The sequence below is a fragment of the Rhodococcus sp. p52 genome (genome assembly GCF_000763325.2).
In the GTDB taxonomy this organism is placed as follows: domain Bacteria; phylum Actinomycetota; class Actinomycetes; order Mycobacteriales; family Mycobacteriaceae; genus Rhodococcus; species Rhodococcus pyridinivorans.
Genome location: NZ_CP016820.1, coordinates 24274 through 42895 on the forward strand (window position 1 = coordinate 24274; position 18622 = coordinate 42895).

Annotated in this window: 20 protein-coding genes; 15 read left to right on the top strand and 5 right to left on the bottom strand. The window is 65.9% G+C overall.

The annotated features are described in order from the left end of the window. Positions 1-49: 49 nt before the first annotated feature. The 10 genes from IM25_RS22910 (at position 50) to IM25_RS27400 (ending at position 8891) form a co-directional block, all read left to right on the top strand. Positions 50-991, top strand: coding sequence for a DUF3560 domain-containing protein (locus IM25_RS22910; RefSeq protein ID WP_033098863.1), 942 nt, complete (start codon positions 50-52; stop codon positions 989-991). A 61-nt stretch (positions 992-1052) separates the two neighbouring features. Then, positions 1053-1448, top strand: coding sequence for a hypothetical protein (locus tag IM25_RS22915; protein ID WP_033098864.1), 396 nt, complete (start codon positions 1053-1055; stop codon positions 1446-1448). Between the two features lie 480 nt (positions 1449-1928). Further along, entirely contained in the window at positions 1929-2729 is an 801-nt protein-coding gene (locus IM25_RS22920) for a ParA family protein (protein ID WP_033098865.1), read from the top strand. After that, positions 2726-3067 (top strand): hypothetical protein, encoded by a 342-nt coding sequence (locus tag IM25_RS22925; RefSeq protein WP_033098866.1) that lies wholly within the window; start codon positions 2726-2728, stop codon positions 3065-3067. The genes IM25_RS22920 and IM25_RS22925 overlap by 4 nt, the downstream gene beginning before the upstream one ends. Positions 3068-3518: 451 nt before the next feature. Continuing rightward, positions 3519-3986: a hypothetical protein gene (locus IM25_RS22930; protein WP_033098848.1), complete on the top strand. Its 468-nt coding sequence runs from the start codon at positions 3519-3521 to the stop codon at positions 3984-3986. Positions 3987-4135: 149 nt separating this feature from the next. Next, complete coding sequence (locus IM25_RS22935; protein WP_065996571.1) at positions 4136-5605, top strand: ParB/RepB/Spo0J family partition protein; 1470 nt, start codon at positions 4136-4138, stop codon at positions 5603-5605. Between the two features lie 265 nt (positions 5606-5870). After that, entirely contained in the window at positions 5871-6143 is a 273-nt protein-coding gene (locus IM25_RS22940; RefSeq protein WP_033098846.1) for a hypothetical protein, read from the top strand. Continuing rightward, a complete protein-coding gene (locus IM25_RS22945) occupies positions 6140-6697 on the top strand; it encodes a DnaB-like helicase N-terminal domain-containing protein (RefSeq protein WP_033098845.1) in 558 nt (185 codons plus the stop codon). Before IM25_RS22940 ends, IM25_RS22945 begins: the two co-directional genes overlap by 4 nt. Positions 6698-6762: 65 nt before the next feature. Then, positions 6763-6987: a hypothetical protein gene (locus IM25_RS22950; RefSeq protein WP_006947241.1), complete on the top strand. Its 225-nt coding sequence runs from the start codon at positions 6763-6765 to the stop codon at positions 6985-6987. Then, the gene (locus IM25_RS27400) at positions 6984-8891 is read left to right on the top strand and encodes a Fic/DOC family protein (RefSeq protein ID WP_033098844.1); all 1908 of its coding nucleotides are present in this window, start codon (positions 6984-6986) and stop codon (positions 8889-8891) included. The genes IM25_RS22950 and IM25_RS27400 overlap by 4 nt, the downstream gene beginning before the upstream one ends. 146 nt (positions 8892-9037) lie before the next feature. Here IM25_RS27400 and IM25_RS22960 read toward each other — a convergent pair whose 3' ends face one another. Then, positions 9038-9226: a hypothetical protein gene (locus tag IM25_RS22960; protein ID WP_033098843.1), complete on the bottom strand. Its 189-nt coding sequence runs from the start codon at positions 9224-9226 to the stop codon at positions 9038-9040. 221 nt (positions 9227-9447) lie between these two features. Beyond that, positions 9448-9639, bottom strand: a complete 192-nt coding sequence (locus IM25_RS22965) for a hypothetical protein (RefSeq protein ID WP_052040240.1) — start codon at positions 9637-9639, stop codon at positions 9448-9450. A 773-nt stretch (positions 9640-10412) separates the two neighbouring features. Between IM25_RS22965 and IM25_RS22970 the strand changes: the two genes are divergently transcribed. The 3 genes from IM25_RS22970 to IM25_RS22980 all read left to right on the top strand — a co-directional run bounded on the left by IM25_RS22970 (position 10413) and on the right by IM25_RS22980 (position 12681). Further along, on the top strand, positions 10413-11234 hold the full coding sequence (locus IM25_RS22970) for a hypothetical protein (protein ID WP_065996572.1): 822 nt from the start codon (positions 10413-10415) through the stop codon (positions 11232-11234). Between the two features lie 446 nt (positions 11235-11680). Beyond that, positions 11681-12016, top strand: coding sequence for a hypothetical protein (locus IM25_RS22975; protein ID WP_065996573.1), 336 nt, complete (start codon positions 11681-11683; stop codon positions 12014-12016). Further along, on the top strand, positions 12013-12681 hold the full coding sequence (locus IM25_RS22980) for a DUF6308 family protein (RefSeq protein WP_065996574.1): 669 nt from the start codon (positions 12013-12015) through the stop codon (positions 12679-12681). The genes IM25_RS22975 and IM25_RS22980 overlap by 4 nt, the downstream gene beginning before the upstream one ends. Positions 12682-12795: 114 nt before the next feature. On the opposite strand, the gene IM25_RS22985 is transcribed toward IM25_RS22980, so the two are convergent. From IM25_RS22985 to IM25_RS23000, 3 genes are all read right to left on the bottom strand, one after another. Next, positions 12796-14796, bottom strand: coding sequence for an ATP-dependent helicase (locus IM25_RS22985; protein WP_084295138.1), 2001 nt, complete (start codon positions 14794-14796; stop codon positions 12796-12798). Next, a protein-coding gene (locus IM25_RS22990; protein WP_157126995.1) for an IS3 family transposase occupies positions 14717-15984 on the bottom strand; the annotation gives its coding sequence in 2 pieces (ribosomal slippage) (positions 14717-15681 and positions 15681-15984; 1269 coding nt in all). Before IM25_RS22990 ends, IM25_RS22985 begins: the two co-directional genes overlap by 80 nt. Positions 15985-16466: 482 nt before the next feature. Continuing rightward, positions 16467-17222 carry an IclR family transcriptional regulator gene (locus IM25_RS23000; RefSeq protein WP_065996575.1) on the bottom strand — a complete coding sequence of 252 codons (756 nt, stop codon included), beginning with the start codon at positions 17220-17222 and terminating at the stop codon, positions 16467-16469. Between the two features lie 68 nt (positions 17223-17290). Here IM25_RS23000 and pcaH point away from each other — a divergent pair, with 68 nt between their 5' ends. Together pcaH and pcaG are read left to right on the top strand one after the other, a co-directional pair. Continuing rightward, entirely contained in the window at positions 17291-18052 is a 762-nt protein-coding gene (gene pcaH, locus IM25_RS23005) for a protocatechuate 3,4-dioxygenase subunit beta (RefSeq protein WP_033098502.1), read from the top strand. Beyond that, positions 18049-18618: a protocatechuate 3,4-dioxygenase subunit alpha gene (pcaG, locus tag IM25_RS23010; protein ID WP_033098503.1), complete on the top strand. Its 570-nt coding sequence runs from the start codon at positions 18049-18051 to the stop codon at positions 18616-18618. The genes pcaH and pcaG overlap by 4 nt, the downstream gene beginning before the upstream one ends. Positions 18619-18622: the final 4 nt, after the last annotated feature.

The window sequence follows — 18622 nt, forward strand, 5'->3', positions numbered from 1 at the left end:
CGCGACTCCCCACCGGCGCGCACTACCGACCCGAACAGGAAACGCGCACATGCTCACCATCACGCACACCCCCACAGAGGGCACGATCATCGACGGCACCAGCAAAGGCGACGGCACCGCCCCGATCCTCAAAACCTCAGGTTGGAAATGGGGACGCAGCATCACCGCCTGGTGCATCCCGCACAGCCGCGACCGCGCCCCCCACCTCGCCCGCATCGAACACACCGCCACCGCCCTACGCGCCGCCGGATACGACGTCGAAACCGACATCGACACCACCCTCCGCGACGGCACCGACGCCCACCACGACCGCAACGAGCGTCTGACCGACCGCGCCGCCGCCCTCGCAGCCATAGCCGAACGCAAGGCCACTGCCGCCGACGCCGCCCACGCACGCCACGACCACGCCTGTACCGCACTGCCCGAAGGCGGAGAACCCATCAAGGTGGGACATCACAGCGAACGACGCCACCGCCGCGCCCTCGACCGCGCCCACACCACCGCCCGCGCCGCGATCGAAGCCGACGCCGCCGCCCGCTCAGCCGCCGAATCTGCCCGCATCGCCGCCCGCAGCACCGATCACCGCTACACCCCCGCAGTGATCCACCGCCGCATCGAACGACAGAGCGCCGAACTACGCAGCATCGAACGCCATCTCACCAAGTACCGCGCTGCCGGACATACCGCCGAGACCAGCAACCACATGCACCAGCTCGAACTCAACAAAGCCGAACTCGAGCGCGACATCGAGTACTGGACCGCAGTACGCGCCGAACAGGACGCCACCGACGGCCCCAAGCTCTACAGCCGCGCCGACCTACGCCCCGGATGCTTCGTCAACTGCTCCGGCACCTGGCACAAGGTGATCCGAGTCAACGCAAAGTCGGTCACCGTCGCCACCGCCTACAGCTGGACCGACCGACTGCCCTACGACAAGATCACCGACGCCCGCGCCGAGGACGCCCACACCCCCATCCGCCCAGGTCAGTAACCCGCAATCCGGCGGCCGCGACCCCCTCGCGGCCGCCGGTCCCACTCGCCGCGAGGACGCCATGACCGCCGAATCCCTGTTCGCCGAGTGCATCATCCCCGGATGCACACAGCCCGTCACTGACGAACTCACCCCCTGCCAGACCTGCCGCACGATCTTCGGACCCATGCTGCAAGAAGCCGACCGACCCCCGAGCTACACCGCCGCCGACCTCGCAGAACGAGACGCGGGCACCGCCGCCGCCTACCGCATGATGCGCGTACTACCCACCGCGGCCCTGCACAGCGACCTGGGCACCGAGCGAGAACACCGCACAGCCGCACACGAAAAAGCCGCAGCGCAGGAACGCGGCGAAGCCGAAAAAGCCAACCAGACCTGCTGGCTCTGCGAAGAACGACGAACCTGCCTTCTCCGCCCTCAAGGGTGGGAATGCCGACAGTGCCGCGAGATCCGCTGACCACGGCCCGAGCCGGACGCCCCTCACGGCCCCGGCTCGGGCCGCCCGTCATATCCGCCACCACTACGGTCTGCCACCACCGCGAGGCCGGCCGAGAACCGAACCCGAAGGAGCGGCTGCGCCGCGCAGACCCCACCGCCGACCACGAGCCGGCGCGAATCCCAGCGGCCCCCTGTGCACGAGCGCCACCGATAGTGTTGGATGTTGGCTAGCGTCACGCACCAGCCGACAGGACTGGAAACCCCGCGAACGCAACCAGATTCAACCCACCACCCCACCCTCAGTGGCAGCGGTGGCCGACGGCCAGGGCATCGAGCCCTGGCCGTCGCCGTTCCATCCACCACTGACATGGAAACCGCACCTGAACAGATGCAACACCGCCCAGTCCGCAATAGTCACGAAACCGCCATCCGATAAGAACCAGAAAAGCACGTTTTATGAATCAGAAGTGATGTATTGTTGCATCAGGAAAGGGAGGCCATGAGTTCGAAAATCATTCTGATCGGCAACGAGAAGGGCGGGGTGGGCAAGACCACCACCGTGCTCAACGTCGGTGAAGCCCTCGCCCGTGCCGGCGAAAAGGTGCTCCTGGTCGACCTTGATCCCTCCGGCAACCTCACCCACACCCTCACCAAGTTGCAGCCCGACCTCCGAGCCGCAGCGAAGGTGACCGCCGATCACATCGTCGACATAGACCCAGAGACCCGAAAGCCTGCCGCCGAGGCGATCCTCGATGCAGTGCGCCCCGGCGTCGATCTCATTGCCGCCCCTGCGAATGCGGCCCACCTCATCGCTGCCGAGAAGAACATCACGAACGATCCCATCGAAGGCCCTCACGTCCTGCGGGAATCGCTTGAGCCGATCCGGGACCGCTACGACTACATCCTCATCGACTGCTCCCCCACGCGAAATGCCCTCGAGATGTGCGCGCTCGTGGCCGCTGACCAGCTCATCGTCCTCAACGAAGCGCATGACTTCAGCATCGCGGCCATGCAGGGCGTGACCTCGTACGCCCAGAGCATTAAGAAGCGGCACAACAGCAATCTGTGGGTCCGCGGCACCATCCTCAACAAGGTGCAGTCCGGAACGGTCCTCGCTCGTGCCTGGACTACCCAGTTCACCGAGGCCGGCATCCCCGTCCTTGGCAGCGTCCACTCCGCCGAGCCGATCAAGAGGGCCGTCAACGACGGGGTATCCCTCGCCGATACGAAGGACGGTTGGCGTCACGTCTGGGTCTATGACGACCTGGCCACCACCATTACTCAAAGGAAGAAGTCATGAGCGACATCCGCAGCATGTTCGACGCCGAAGCTCCCGACGAGAACGTCCCGGCACGGGCCGCAGCGCCGAAGAAGATCGTGCAGCAACCCACCTTGACCCGGCGCACATTCACCCTCGCCGAATCCGTCATCGACGCTGCGACCAACGCTCAAAAGGGTCTGCGCGGTGTCTACCCCGGCGCACACGGCAGTCTCAACAGCTTCATCGAAGCCGCCATCGCCGAGTACACCCACAAGCTCGAAGAGGAATACAACGGCGGCGAGCCCTTCCCCGACGTGGAGAAGGTGCGCCGGCGCAAAGCCCGAGGCAGCAAGAACGACAGCGCCGACGAGGACTGACCGCACCGGCAGTCCAACCGTTGAAGGCTCCGACCTCCTGGTCGGGGTCTTCGGTCTATACGGGGCACGCCTACGGGCACAGAAATTCCCGGCCCGACCCACATCGCTCTCCCGATCCCCGGGGGCGCCGCCCCCGGACCCCTGTCCCTCCCTCCCAAGGTTCCCGCTGTTCCGCGTGCACCGCGCCCGGTCGCCACACACGGCCCTACCGGACCCGCCGACCACCGGGCAAGGGAAAACCCGCCCTTGCCCGGCAGTCACCGCGCCCGGTTCACCAGGGCAGCACCGACCGACCGAGGTACCCGCTCCACCACCGCCACCGGACCACCCCGATACACCCGCAAAACCGCAGGTCAAAGCCAAAAAACGTGTGACCAGCATCACCAGAAAAGCACCGAAAAAGCACCAATGAAACATCGAAAAGTCATCAAAACAGATGTAAGCTAGAGTCATGAACAACAACGAGAATGACCATCGCCCCGCCGGTCTCCTGCTCGATGTCTACCGTGCCCCCGGCCTCGGCGACTGCACCAACGGCGGTATCAGCGCCGCCGCCGACACTCTTCTTCTGGTCGGCGTCCTCGACGAGCGCCGCGCCCGCGCGGGCCGCATCACGTCACTGCCGTCCGGCTGCACCCCCCACGGAGTGCGAAGCCACGTCGGCGGCCGTGAGCAGATCAGCCCCACCGTCGCCGTACGGATTCGACGCCACGCCTTCATCGAAGGCAGCTATGCCGCTCTGGTCAGAGTCGAATGGAACGCCGACCGTCGTCGGTACGAACTCACCGAGTCGGGACGAGTGGTGATGTTCGGAGGGAACTACGCCGGAACCTCCGACTCGAGACTGGGCGAGTTGTCCGAACGGTATCTCGGCCACCGATCCATGATCCTGCCCATCCATGACCGCATAGAAGACTGAACCAACGGCCCCGCCCTGGCGGGGCCGTCTGCGTTTCACGGAAACCCCCAGCTCAGAGGGCAGAAAGTGTGACAACAGTCACCAAACAATCATCGTACAAACACCAATAAAACATCGAAAAAGCATCAAAACAGATGTAAACTTGAGTCATGAACAACGGAAGCACCGCCGAATTCGCCACCGTCGACCCCGCTGACCTGCTCACCGACTCCAACATCCGCCATGACCTGCGCCTGACCGATGCCTTCCGCGAGTCGATCGCAGAGCAAGGGGTTCTGACCCCCATCACTGTGTGCCGCACCGCCGCCGGACCCCTGCGCGTGCTCACCGGCCACCGCCGCACCGCCGCAGCCCTCGAGGCCGGACTGACCCAGATCCCCGCCCTCATCGTCGGCGACGAAGGCGATGGCACCGACGCCGCCGTCGAACGGCTCGTCACCCAGTGGAGCGAGAACGAACACCGCGCCGCGATCACCAACGGCGAACGCCTGGCCCTGTTCGAGACCCTGGCCGACCACGGACTGACCTCCACCAAGATCGCCCGTCGCACCAAGGCGCCCCGCACCGAGATCGAGGCGGCCCTGACCTTGCGCGACACCGAGCAGCGCGACGCTGTGCAACGAGGCGAGCTGACCATCGAACAAGCCGCCGCCCTCGCCGAGTTCGGCGACGATCCCGCCGCCGTCCGCCGCATCGAGTGGGCCATCGCCAGCGGACGACTCGACCACGCACTCGCCGCCGAACGGTTGCGCCGCACCGAACGCAACGCCACACTGGCCCGCGCCAAGGCGTACCTCGCAGAACACTCCATCGCCGCCGTGCCGCTCGGTGCTCTTCACGAGAGAGTGGGGGAGGGGGCCAGCCAGCTGGTCGAGCGCGTCACCGACGAAGAAGGCAACACGCCCGCCATCGAAGAAGTCGCCGCCCTCGGACACCTCGGGCTGTACGTCTACAGCTGCACCACCTATTTCGACCGCGAGAGCGGCGACGAGATCGACGCGGACTACATCGTGGACGAGCTACCCGACGGCGATGCCCGCGAGGAATGGATGATTCCCCGCGAGAACGTCGTCGAAAACCACGAGACCACGCTGTACTGGCACGTCGTCAATATCGAAGACACCCCTTGGCGCACCTGGTGGGGACCCCCCCGCCCCGCCGAGTCCGAACAGGAACAAAGTGCCGAGGACCGCGCAGCTCAGCGGCGCGAAGTGATCGAGAACAACCGCGAATGGCGAGCCGCCACCGAGGTCCGCCGCAACTGGATCGCCCAGCAGACCACCCGCAAGACCGCCCCCAAGGGCACCGCCTCATTCGTGGCAACAGTGCTGATGAAGTGGCCCCAGATCCCCGCCGCCTATCACGCCCGCACCCTGGCCGAACAGATGCTCCCCACGTCCGACACTGTCGCGAAGCTCGCCAGCGCCACCGACCCCCGCGCCCTGGTCCTGCTGCGCGCCCACATCCTCATCGCCCTCGAGTCCCAGGTCGGCGTCGAGCACTGGCGCAAGCCCACCGACCTGTCGCAGTTCTACCTGCGCGCCATCGAAGCCCAGGGCTACACCCTCGCCGACATCGAGCGCCGCGCCGCCGGACTCGACCCCCTCGACGAGCAGTAACGCCCCTTCCGGTGGGCGGTCGTATCGGCCGCCCACCGGACCAGACCACTCGCCGGGTGCCGGCCCCCGGCACGCATGGCCGTCGACCGGGGCATCGAACCCCGGTCGACAGCTCCGGCACGGCCCTCACCTACGCATCACAAAAGAATCAAAAAACAACCACACAATCATGTAAAACACATCGAAAAGTCTTCACAAAGCATGACAATTAAGCGACAATGGACGAGTACCTGGGGAAACCCCGTCAAGCCGAAGGAGCGCCGCAATGATCGTCTGGACCGTCACGCTGACCGCACCCACCGCTGCGCGCTCCGATTCTGGCTGCACCTTCACCCACGCGGCCGCCGCCTCCGACGCCGCCGAAGCAGCGCGCACGCTCGCGCTCGCCTACGGTGCGCCCGCCGGTAGCACAGTCACCATCACCATCGACGGAAGCGTCATCGCTCGCGCTGCCATCAGCCACTCGACCATCGGCCACCCCGACCCGACTCCCGTGCTCGACATCGCCGACGCCCTCGACGAACGGATCAGCGCATGACCGTCACCGACCAGACCGATCTCGACCGCTACCTCAGCGCCGACGAGTTCGCGCTCCCAGACGCCGACACCGAAACCCTGCTGCTGTGCGCTCTGCTGTTCGCCACCCGCGCCGCAGCCGCCGACATCGTGGACCTGCTCACCACCGACGACTTCCACCAGCCACTCCACGCCGAATTGTTCGACGCCATCGCCGCACTGATGAACACCGGCCAACCCCACGACCCCGCAATGGTCCTGGCCCACCTCGAGCGCCACGGTCGGCTCGCCGGTCACCACGGCCGCCGACTCGCCTACGCCCTGACCACCGCCACCGCCGCCGGCGCCGATCCCACCGCCGCGCCCTACTACGCCCATGCCGTCATCAGCGCCGCCTACCGCCGCAGCTTCCGCATTGCCGGAGCCGCCATCACCGAGGCAGCGGAAACTCTGCCCGAAGCCGACCTGTTCAAGCACATGGTCGCCATCGGCCGCGCTCAACGCACCGCCACCCGCCGACTCGAGCACGTTCGCGCCCGTATCGGCGCTGCGCCTAGCGTCGGGAACATCAAGTAGACATAGCGATGGGGGAGGGGAGCCTGCCTCCGCTCTGACAGACCGACGCTCGCGAGGGGGAAACCATGACAGACAAGGAAAACCACGATCAGACACTCCGAGAGATTTTCGCCCCGCACGGCGAAGAAGCTCTCAAGAACCACATCGCCCAGAACATCCGCGCTGCCAACGCAATGGCAGGCAAGTTCGACATCGAAGACCCCCGCACGATCATCGACAGGCTCGAGGCCGGGGAAACGCTCGACGATCTGATCAACGAGCTCCTTCCGCACAGCGAGGACGCGGAGTGACCGCATCGGCCGCCGAATCCGAGGGTTACATCCCCGGAACCGACGTCCGAGTCAACCTTCTCGGCATCACTGATGCTCGCCTACTCGAACGCATCGAGGACCGAGCCTTCGCGGTGGGGATGTACGAGTTCGCGCAGGTCCCGTCGCCCGAGAAGTTCACCGGCGATTTCCTGCGAGAGATCCACCGGCGCGGTTTGTATCGCGTGTACTCCTGGGCCGGCCAGTACAAGACCGTGGCCACCACGCAGGGGAACCTTCCGATCACGCACTCGAGCCCGGAGGACACCGCCACCGACGTCGAGGAACTGTTCGCCGACCTCGCCGCCGAGAACAACCTGACCGGACTCGATCACCGCACCTTCGTCACCCGCCTCGCCGACTACTGGGCACGCATGACGGAAATCCATCCCTTCCCCGACGGAAATTCTCGAAGCCAATTCGAGCTGTTCCGGCGCGTCGCGATCACAGCCGGGTGGGTGATCGACACCGATCGCGTCGATCTCGCTGCATTGTCCGCAGCCCGCTACGTCACCGCGGAGAGCGGAGATCCCAGACTGCTCGCCGATGTCCTCGCCCCCGCCGTCGTTTCGGCCACCGGCTACGCGCCCATCGAGCCTGCACCCGGACGACCCGTTTTTTCCCTGGTCAGCCACCTGGCGATGATGCGCGACTACGACCGCGACCGCAGTGGCCCCTACACCGCCACTGAGATATTCCGCGAGGTAACGCGGGAGCGAACCTTGAGCGGAGCCGAACTCGACAACGCTCACGGCCTGGTCCGCATCGGCCTGAACCTGGCCGAACGCACCGACTACGGCCCCAAACACGATGCCGCGGTGCGCCGGATCCTCGAGGGCACCTCCACTTTCGCCGCCGAACGCGCCGCCGCAGCACTTTCCGAGCCGAACCACCGCTACAAGGACCTGTTCGACCCGGCAGCAGGCAAGAACACCATGCGCTACGACACCGGAGCCCCGGTCAATGCCTTCGACGAGCGTGACCCCGCCCGGCTGCGTCGCCTCATCACCTGGGAGTTGGCACTGCGGACCGCCGACTATCTCGCCCACCGCGAAATAACCGGTGACGGCAGCGAACTACACGCAAGTGTCATCCACCGTGAGCTGCACACCGACTTCATGCCGATCGTCAGCGACACTCCCGCCTACACCAGCCCGGTGATCGCTGCCCCGGACGAGAACACTCTCACCGACCCCCACCAGCTCGGACGCCACATTGCCGCCATCCAGGAGGAAACCGAAGGCGTCCAGTCGGTCGCCGTCGTACTCATGACCGACCAGCTCGTCCACGACCGCACTGACCGCACGATCGACTGGCGCACCATCGACCCCGAAGCGCTCCGTGCCGCCACCCACGCAGCCAACTACCACGACGATCCCCCCGAAGGCATCGAACCGGACCCTGCCCTCGAGGACGCCATGCGAGTTGCCGGCAGGGAAGCCTTCGCCGCCGAACTCGCCCGTGCCACCACCACCGAGCTCCCCGCCGCCGCCCCGAACCTCGGCACGGTCGACGCCGCGCACCGGTACGAGAGGCACTGGGATGTGCTGGCCCACCGCAGCTACGCCCTGCTGGAGAATTCCCCGGAACGCAACGAGACCTACGAGCCGCTGACCACCACAATCCAGGTGGCCGAGGAACCCCGTCACGCCCCGTCGACCAGGAACGACGATGTCCCAGAGGCAGCGAAGCCGAATCCCGCCGACGGCGAGCCGCACCGGAATCTCACGCATGCCGACGAGGTAGGGGAGGAGCAGAGCTTGCTCTCAACAATGAAGGCCCTCCACGGACCACCGCAGGTCCACCACACACCACCACAACCGAATAGCCGACCTCCGGCCATGCAATCACCCACACACAACCTGCGCCTCGGGCCGCAGCTGTAGGGCCTACGAGGCGTGAAGGTGTCGGGCAGCCGAGAGGTATACGTCAGCCGCGCGCAGTGACCCTCTGCGAATCTGCTTCACAGACCGCTCAACGAATACCGCAACAGACAGAAATGAAGAAAAAGCCGAATCCGTACGAGATTCGGCTACCGCCGCCGACCTTCCAGCGTGGACAGCAGAACGAACTTCGTGCCCATCAGATCGAACGCTGCCTTGCTGTTCCCGGCGACGAGGAGTTCCCGTTCACGGGCGTGCAGTGCCGCAATCGCGGTCTCGAGCTCATCGTCGGTCATCGCATCGGTGGCATCGCCGATGGCTCGCGTCCTGTCCTCCACGCGCCGAGAGTAGCCACTGTGTCGTCCGCTGCACGCGCAGCCCAGCAGTGAAAAGGCGATGGTCCCCGGCGGGGTGGCGCCGGGGACCATCCTTCGACCCGTCAGGGAATCACTCACCTGTCGGGGAACTCGGGTGATTGCAGCGGTCACCGTATCGGACGGGCGGATCGCCCGCCAAACAGGTGAAGCGGAAGCGACCGCCAGGGAAGGAACTCTCGGAGTCAGTCCTCGACAGGCACGAGATCGGTGATGCGCGCCGGCCACGGATATGTGAGCGGGCTGTCGGCGTTGACCTCGATCCTCGCCATGCCGGTGTCCTTGTCGATGTCTTTGACGGTGAACACGAACGCGCCGCGTGCGCTGACCTTCACCTGATCGCCAGGCTTCATGGTGGTGCTGTCTCCGATCGACACGACAGAACGGGACGTGTCGTTTTCCCAGTTCACACCGCAATTTTAGCGAAACTAATTTTCTGGGCCCTGGCGGGTCGCCCCGTCTGCGATCCCGCCCGCTCGCTCACCTTCCGAGTCGCGCCTTGGTTGCTCCTGCGTCGGTCTCGGCGGCCACTGCACTCCGGAGAACGGCGGCCCCGTATGCGGCGGAATGGCGATCTCCGCCTCGCAGACGATGCATAAATAGGTGCGGTGTCCGCTGGCTCCGGAGGGGTGCAGGGCCGTCGCGCAGGTGCACGGTGTCCATCCCACGACCACCCGGTGCGGTCCCAGTCGGTGCCCGTTCGGGCACCGTTTCGGTGCGCGTTCGTAGGACACCACACCACCAATTTTCGCACACGCGTTCGACTCAACGTTTATAGTCAATGGGCGGCAGGTCGATGGAGGGACGCGAGAGCGGACTTCGGGAAGCATCGGCCTGTCGCATCGTTTCCGCAGGACCCCCGACATCGGTATCGGAAGAACCTTCCGATACCGGGCACCCCCGCACCGGCCTCCAGGCCGTCTCGGTACGGTCACTCCCCTCCACGAGCCGGCGCGAACCGGGGGACGTGGGTTCCGCCGGCACCGTCATACCCCTCGAGCGATCCCCGGGGCTGCCCCGCCATCGCACCCCTCGCAGCAAGGCATGGCACCGATCCTCGCCATTCGTAACGTACGTATCATGATACGTACGTTACGAATGGTGTTACGATGCCGGATACGGAACGTCATCGGGTCGGGAGGGCGGGGTCATGGCCGAGGAAGCCAGAGGGGGACGGCGCCGCGAATACGCCACCGACGCCGATCGGGTCCGGGCCTGGCGGCAGCGCCAGAAAGACAAGGCCCGCGCCCAGCAACAACAGGATGCGCTGCCGAGCGATCCGGTCGAGGCGATCGGCACCCTCGCCGACGCGGTACCGCTGCTGCGCCGCGAAGCCCAGGCGATGCTCGAGACGCTGACGACGATTGCGTCGTCGATCACCACCGCGACCGATCTGCTCGCCGATCCGGCGGCGATCGATGCGCAGCTGCGGCGCGTGCAGGCCGAGGCCGACAAGGTCCGGGCCGACGCCGCAGCCGAGATCGCGGCACTGCGGGACGAACTCGACACCGCTCGTACCGAACGCGCCGATGCCGATGCGGCCGCCACGGCCGCCGACGCCGAGGCCACCGAGGTCCTCGCCCAGCTCACCGCAGCCCGGGCCGATCATGCCGCGGCACAGGACCGCTGGCAGCAGCAGCTCGATCAGGCCGCCTCGGCCCACCGCGAGCAGATCGTCGGCCTCGAGCACCGGATCGAGCTGCTCACCGGGCAGCTCGACGAGCACCGTGAGCGGCTGACCCGAGCGATCGCCGAGAAAGACGCCGCGGCGGCCACCGCAGCCGACCACATCCGGCGGCTCGAAGCCGAACTCACCGCCGCCCGCACCGCGGCGGCCGCCGAACGCGACCGCGCCTCCACCGCCCGCGCCGACGCCGCCGCCGCACACGCGCAAGCCGAAGCCGCCCGCGAACGTGTTGCCGAACTGCGCGCCGAACTCCAGGACCTGCGCACGCCCCCGGCCGGCTCGTGAACCCCCAGCCGGGGTCCTTGTACTGCCGACTGTCGCAGCTGCGGACCTCGAGGTTCGAAGGGGTCGACCTGTCATACTGGATTCGGCCACCCCCGCCGTACCCCTTGCGGCGGGGGTGGGTTCTGCGGTCAGGCACGCACTCATCGCCGACCAGGGCCGCGACGTCGTAGACAGCCCTCGGTGTCGTCTGCCCACCTGATCCCGGGGCCCTGCGTGATCGCCTCCGTCCAAAGTCGATGCGTGTCGAGTCGTCAAGCGGGCGTGCATGATGAGAGGCCACCGACACGTACCGAGGGGAACGATGTTCACCGCATTACGCGGGCTGATTCCGCACACGATCGGTCACAGCCCACGCGCCGACCACCGAAGCGCACCGGAGCGGCACACCCGCGCAGGCGAAGGCCGATGCGGCAGCACGCACCCACGCCCAGGCGCAGATCGAGACATTGGAGAAGTACCTCGGCTCGCTCACCGAACAGGACCGCGCCGAGTACATCGCCGCAGCACACGACCTCCACGATGCGATGAACGAGACCGGCACCGAGGATTTCCGCGCCTGCTCCCGAGATGGACGACCACCCGGCGACGACAGCGTCCCGGACGGAATCCGATCGCTGCAGCAGCTACGGGCACTCGCTCGTACGATCCGCACCTCGAGCCGGCCTGACCCGACGGAAATCCCCACCGCGCCGAATGCAGGCACGTCCGCCGCGACTCCACACACCGACCCGGGAAGCGGCGACGACACCGACCCGGACCCAGCCGGACAGCAGAAGCTGTGAACCGCGCCGGCGGCGCGGCCGCGGCCACCGTGTTGGTGATCGCCGGCCGCAGCATCGACATCGACACTGCGGTCGCCAAGGCCCACGGCTATCCGGCAGTGACCGTGGCCCGCTACGACCTGCCTGGCCCCGGACCCGCCGCGGTGATCACCGCCGACGAGATCGCCCGCACCCACAAGGTGCGCTCCCGCATCAGCCACGCCCACCGCGACTGGTTCATCCGCAGCGCCGTCGACGCCCCGTGGGCGGCGGTGCCGATCGCGGCACAGCTGGTCGACGCCGACCCGAACATCAGCGGTGGACTTTACGACCGTGCCGAAGCTCTCTACGACCATTTCCGCACCGCCGCGCCCCGGCAGGTGGGGGTCGCCGAGATCAGCAAGGTGCTCCACCTCAAACGCCCCGGCTTGTTCCCCATCCTCGACTCGAAAGTCATGGCGTTCTACCGGCTCCACGCTCGTGCCGCCGCGGCCCGCTATCCCCATCGCGGCAGGCGTGCGATGTTCTGGGCAGCCATCCGCGACGACGTGTGCGCCAACCTCGACAGCGGTGCCCTCCTGATGCTCCGCCACCGTCTGGCGCAGTCCGAGAGCGAGCAGGCTCGCCGGGTCGCGAGCCTGACCGACGTGCGCTTGCTCGACCTGCTGACCTGGGCTATCGCCTGAAACCCAACACCGACATCATCCTGACACCGATTCCGGTAGGACGTCCCCGTTCACTCGGACACGCCCCGCGACTTTGGGCTGTCCTGGTCAGTATCTGCTCTTATATCAACCCTGCTAACTCACGCGGGCAAGAACGTATTCCAGGCCGTTTTGGGGTTTAAGTTCGACTCCTCTCAGGAATCGCGAACGTGTCCGTCCGGCCCCCGGGATCCCACCGCCGGTGCGTGCAGTTTGCCCGGTGCGTCTCGTCGCCATTGTGCAGTACAGATAAGAGCGCGCCCTGGTCATGGCGACATACAGAAGGCGGCGTTCTTCCTCGTAGTCGGTGCCTTCACGAGCAGGCGGAACGATCCCTTCCTCAACCCCCATGATGAACACTGCGGTACGCGTCAACCCTTTCGACCGGTTCATGCTCATGATCGCAACGCCAGGTTCTTCCAAAGCAAGTTCTTGGGCGACTTCGTCGAGAGAGGCAAGGAAGTGACCCACCCCGGGGTCGCTGGCGGTTCGGGTTGCGGCCTCGATCAATAGAGAGCGAAGGTCCTCGGCAATAGGAACGTGTGCCTGCTTGGCGAGTTCGAAGAGCCAATCCGCCCATGTGATCGAGGCTTTCGTATCCGGGGACTCGATGTCTTCGGCAATTTCACGCATGCGGAGTACGTGCTCGATCGTGGTGAGCGCCAAACGCTCAGCGTGTGCACTTGTTCCGTCGTGGGAATACAAGGGCTCGTCTGCGAGACGTAGGAGTCGGGTGTGGAATCGTTCCTGATTGGCCAACGCCTCGTCTGCGACCGCTGCTACGAAGCCACCGCCCACCCCGTTTGTCAACTTCAGTAGAGTCCACCATGCTAGATCGTCATCACTGCGGACGAGGCGAGCTGTGGCGATCAGTCGGCGAGCATCATCCGTCTTCAGCGGTGCGCGGAACTGCTCAGGATCGACCACAGGAATCCCTTTGCTCTCCAGATTCTGGCGTAAAGGGGTACTCCAGGCGCGGTTGTGATCGGCGCGGACGAGGATGATCACTTGGTTCGCTGGTACTTGTTCTGTGCGAATTAAGTGTTCTACCAATCTACTGACGCCATCGACCTCGGCGCCCTCTGAGGGGAAGCGCAGGTAAGCGATTTCTCCATCAGGATTACCTTCGGCTGCGTGAAGTGGTGGCTTCGGTGCCCGTAAGGGGCTGGTTTCGATGACTTCTCGAGCAGCGGCAAGAATCCGCGAACCGCAGCGGTAACTCGTCGACAACGAGTACTTCAGCGCTCCCGGGAAGGCGGAAGCGCTCGAAAAGTCTCGGATGCCCTGAGGCGCGGCGTGCCGGAAGCCGTAGATGGACTGGTCGTCATCACCAACTGCGAGCACAGCGACACCGTGCTGTGCGACGGCCGCGATCATGGAGATATCTGCCCGGTTGAGATCCTGATATTCGTCGACTATGAGGAATTCGAGACCATCGAGGTCCGGGGACGGCAGATCCTCCAGCAGGACCGCGGCCGCATAAGTCATTTCTGCGAACAGTGTGTAGCCGAATACTTGACGTTGACCTTGCCAGGCGGCGCGGAAGGCTGTACGAAGCGAAGGATCGAGGTCGGACAACAGAATCTTGTCCGGATCCATCGACTCCCATCCGGCCGACATCTCGTGGATCAGCTTTTCGACGCGGGTCGGTGTGGCTTCCTGGTAGCCATTTCGGCGCAGTCGCCGTGACAGGTCCGGCTGGATCAATTCCCTGGTCTCCCATGTGTCGGGAATCCGTAACGGGTGCGGGATCTGGCTCTGGCCGGGGTTACGCGTTAGCACTGACAGTGCGAACGAGTGCATGGTAGTCGGCTCGTCTACTTCGTGTCCCGCCTCACGGATCTTGCTGATCAGTTCCTGGGTGGCAGCCCGCGTAAACGAAATGATCTTGATTCCGAGATTTGGGGAGGACTTACGAAGCAACGTCGCTAAGTCAAGTACGGTCGTGCTCTTCCCAGTCCCGGGACCGGCGAGAACTACACCGTATGAATCGCACTGGGTTTGATGGAGGCTCGGGCTATTGGATTCCGACCAGGGTCTGGTCGGCCCGTTTCGTAGCGTAGAACGTCTCCTCGAACTCTGCTGGAGGCACGTCATTGAGATAGCCGTGCAGGCGGGCGTTGTTGTGCCAGTGGACCCAGCTCAAGGTGGCCAGCTCGATGTCTTCGACGGTCTTCCACGGCCGTCCCTCGCGGGCAGGGCCGCGGATGAGTTCGGCCTTGTAGTAGCCATTGACCGTCTCGGCGAGCGCATTATCGTAGGAATCTGCGACGGTGCCGATCGAGGGAGTTGCTCCGATTTCGGCTAGGCGCTCGCCGTAGCGAATCGACGTGAACTGCGACCCGGCATCGCTGTGACACCGCAGCCCGGTCAGCTGGGTGCCGCGTGACCAGCGGGCCATCTCGATCGCGTCGAGGACCATCGTGGTGCGCATGTGCGAGGCGACCCGCCACCCGACGATCGTGCGTGAGAAGGCGTCAATGATGAAGCAGACGTAGGCGACGCCAGTCCAGGTCGGCACGAATGTCAGGTCGGTGACCCACAACTGGTTCGGCGCGGTGGCAGTGAAGTCGCGACGCACCAGGTCAGGGTGGCGCGGCATCCCCGGGTCGGGTTTTGTGGTGCGCACCCGCTTGCTGCGCCGGACGCCCTCGATCCCGCCGGCCCGCATCAGCCGGGCGACCTGGTCCCGGCCGATGTCATGACCCGCACGCCGGGCCGCCTTCCATATCTTTCGTGCCCCGTAGACCCGGAAGTTGTCCTCCCACAGCTGCCGCACGACTGGACCCATGACCTCGTCACGCTTCGACCGCGTGGACGGTTTCCGCTTCTTGACCTCGTAGTAGCTGCTCGGGGCCACCTGCAGAACTGCGCAGATGCGCTCGACCCCCAGACGCCGACCCTCGACGACATCATCGCGGTTAGCGTCAATGAACGCGGCTACTTCTTGTGCTGGCGGTCGAGCTCCGCCCCGAAGAAACTCGCGGCCCTCTTCAAGATCTCGTTTGCCCGCTTGAGCTCGCGGTTCTCCTGCTCGAGGGCCTTCATCCTCGCCGACTCGCTCGTGCTGACCCCCGCCGCGTGGCCCTCGTCGATATCGGCCTGACGCACCCAGGACCGTACGGACTCGGCGCCGTAGCCAAGCTGAGCTGCCACCCGCTTCACCGTGCCGTGATCGGTGCCCAGCTCGGCCCGAAGGGTCCTGACCATCCGCACCGCGGCAGCCTTCTCTTCAGGGCTATAGCGACGCGTAGTCGGCTTGCCTGCGTTCGTGTCCTTTGGCATGAGTCCATCCTCGTTTCCAAACGATGGAGACTCCAACCAACCCAGTGCGATTCACGGATTGTTGCGGTGATCTCCGTGGCCAGCGCCCCAAGGAGAAATACCGGCATGTTTGTCAAAACGGTCACCAGCACGGCCACAGCCACAGCGGCGAAACCACGGCCCGGACGTCTCACGTGCTGCGACCTGCCAACGGGGCATCCGATGTCGCATCCATCTCCGGCGCCCTGCGCCTACGCACCCGGGGGCATGGCGGTAAACAGTTCATAGCTGGCTTTCCTGCCCTTCCAGGTCCTGGCTGTGGTGCGAGCAATGCCGCTTCTGAAGTGCCCCGGGATTGATGGAGACATTGATGTGTCCCGGATTTCGTCGGGTTCGGATTTCTTGGATTCTCATGCCTCAAGTACGACTTCGCCGGGTATCGGTCTAGATGGATCAGCGTCGGCCCCTGTCTCCCTTCTGGCCCGCGTCAGATCTCCTTCCCATCACCCGCCTGACGCCAGTTCCCGGCCGATACCGAACGCCGCGGCCTGGAGGACGCCGACGAGGCGGGGCCTGTCCCTCGTCAAGCGGGGAACCACAAGACCCAGGGATGCGACGACCGCGGTACCGCGCTGCACGGGGACGGCCACCGAGCACGCTCCGAGGGTCATCTCGTCGACCGTTGTCGCATACCCATGGCGCCGCACCTGAGCCAGCTGCTGGCGCAGGAGCCCGGGTTGGGTCAGCGTGTACGGCGTCATCCGGGTCAATGACCCGAGCGTCTCGGCGAGCACGTCGTCGGGCGCGTGCGCGAGCAGGACCTTGCCGACTGCCGTGCAGTGCAGCGGCAGGCGGGAGCCGACGGTGCTGACGATCGGGACGGACGCTGTGCCCGACAGCCGGTCGAGGTACAACACCTCGGCCCCCTCGCGTACCGCGAGGTGCACTGTGGCCAGCGTCGCGCCGTACACGTCGTGGAGGAACGGCTCGGCGATCTGACGCAGACCGGTCTGGGTCGGCGCCAGTAGCGCGAGCTCCCAGATTCGGCGACCCACCACGTACTCGCCGGTCGGCCGCCGCACCAAGCCGCCCCAGGTGGCCAGTTCGGCCACCAATCGGTGAGTGGTCGGCAGCGGTAGACCCGCCCGACGCGCAATCTGGCTCAGCGTCATCGCCCGGTGCTCATCGTCAAAGGCGCCGAGAACGGTCAGCAGGCGCGAGGCGACACTGGCTCCCGGGTCGGAGGTGTTGCCGGACATCGTCCCGCCTTTCACTCAGTGAACGACATGGGTCGAAGCGTACGCCCCGGCGGCCTAGTGTCGGACTGGTGAGCACACCCGAGCTATCGACCCAGGCCGAGGTCAGCGCCGAGATCGCCGACCTGTCCGCAGGCGCCGACCCCTCCGTCGTCCAGCCCCGCCTCGACTACGCCCCGTATCGCAGCAGCCTCCTGCGGCATCCGACCAAGGATCTGCACCAGGTCGATCCCGAGGGCGTCGAGCTGTGGGCTCCGTGCTTCAGCCACCAGGACGTCGATCCGCTCGAGGCCGATCTGACGATCCAGCACTCCGGCGAGCCCATCGGCGAGCGCATCTCGATCTCCGGCCGAGTCGTCGACGGCGACGGACGCCCGGTCGCGCACCAGCTGGTCGAGATCTGGCAGGCCAACGCCGGTGGCCGCTACATCCACCAGCGTGACCAGCATCCGGCGCCGCTCGACCCGAACTTCACCGGTGCCGGGCGGTGCCTGACTGATGCGGACGGCGGCTACTCCTTCCAGACCATCAAGCCGGGCCCGTACCCGTGGCGGAACCACCGCAACGCCTGGCGTCCCGCCCACGTGCACTTCTCCCTGTTCGGCACCGAGTTCACGCAGCGCATCGTCACGCAGATGTACTTCCCGGGCGATCCCCTGTTCGCTCTTGACCCGATCTACCAGTCGATCACCGACCAGGACGCCCGTGACCGCCTCGTCGCCAGCTACGACCACGACCTGACGCGGCCCGAGTGGTCGACCGGTTACCGGTGGGACATCGTGCTCACCGGCGCGCATCGCACCTGGACCGACAACGACGAGGACCACTCATGACCGCCCGCCTGCAGCCCACGCCCGGCCAGACCGTCGGGCCTTTCTTCCACTACGCGCTCCCCTATGACGGCGACTCCGAGCTCGTGCCTGCGGGCAGCCCGGGCTCGATCAGGTTCCACGGCCACGTGGTCGACGGTGCCGGCGCGCCGGTCCCTGACGCGCTGGTCGAGATCTGGCAGGCGGACGGGTCCGGCAGGATCGTCCGGCAGCCCGGCTCGTTGCGCCGCGACGGCTGGACGTTCACGGGCTGGGGCCGGGCCGCGACCGACAACGCCGGCCACTATTCGTTCTCGACGATCGCGCCCGGCGCAGTGGGCGGGAGCGCTCCGTTCTTCGCGCTGACGGTGTTCGCACGTGGCCTTCTCGACCGGCTCTTCACCCGTGCGTACCTGCCGGGCGACGAGGCCGCCCTCGCCGCGGACCCCTTCCTCAACAGCCTCGATCCGGACCGTCGCGCGACTCTGATCGCGGCGGTCGATGCGCAGGGACATACCTTCGACGTCCGTCTGCAGGGCGAGGGCGAGACCGTGTTCCTGACGTATCCGGGCCACGGACCGGCACACTGAGCGC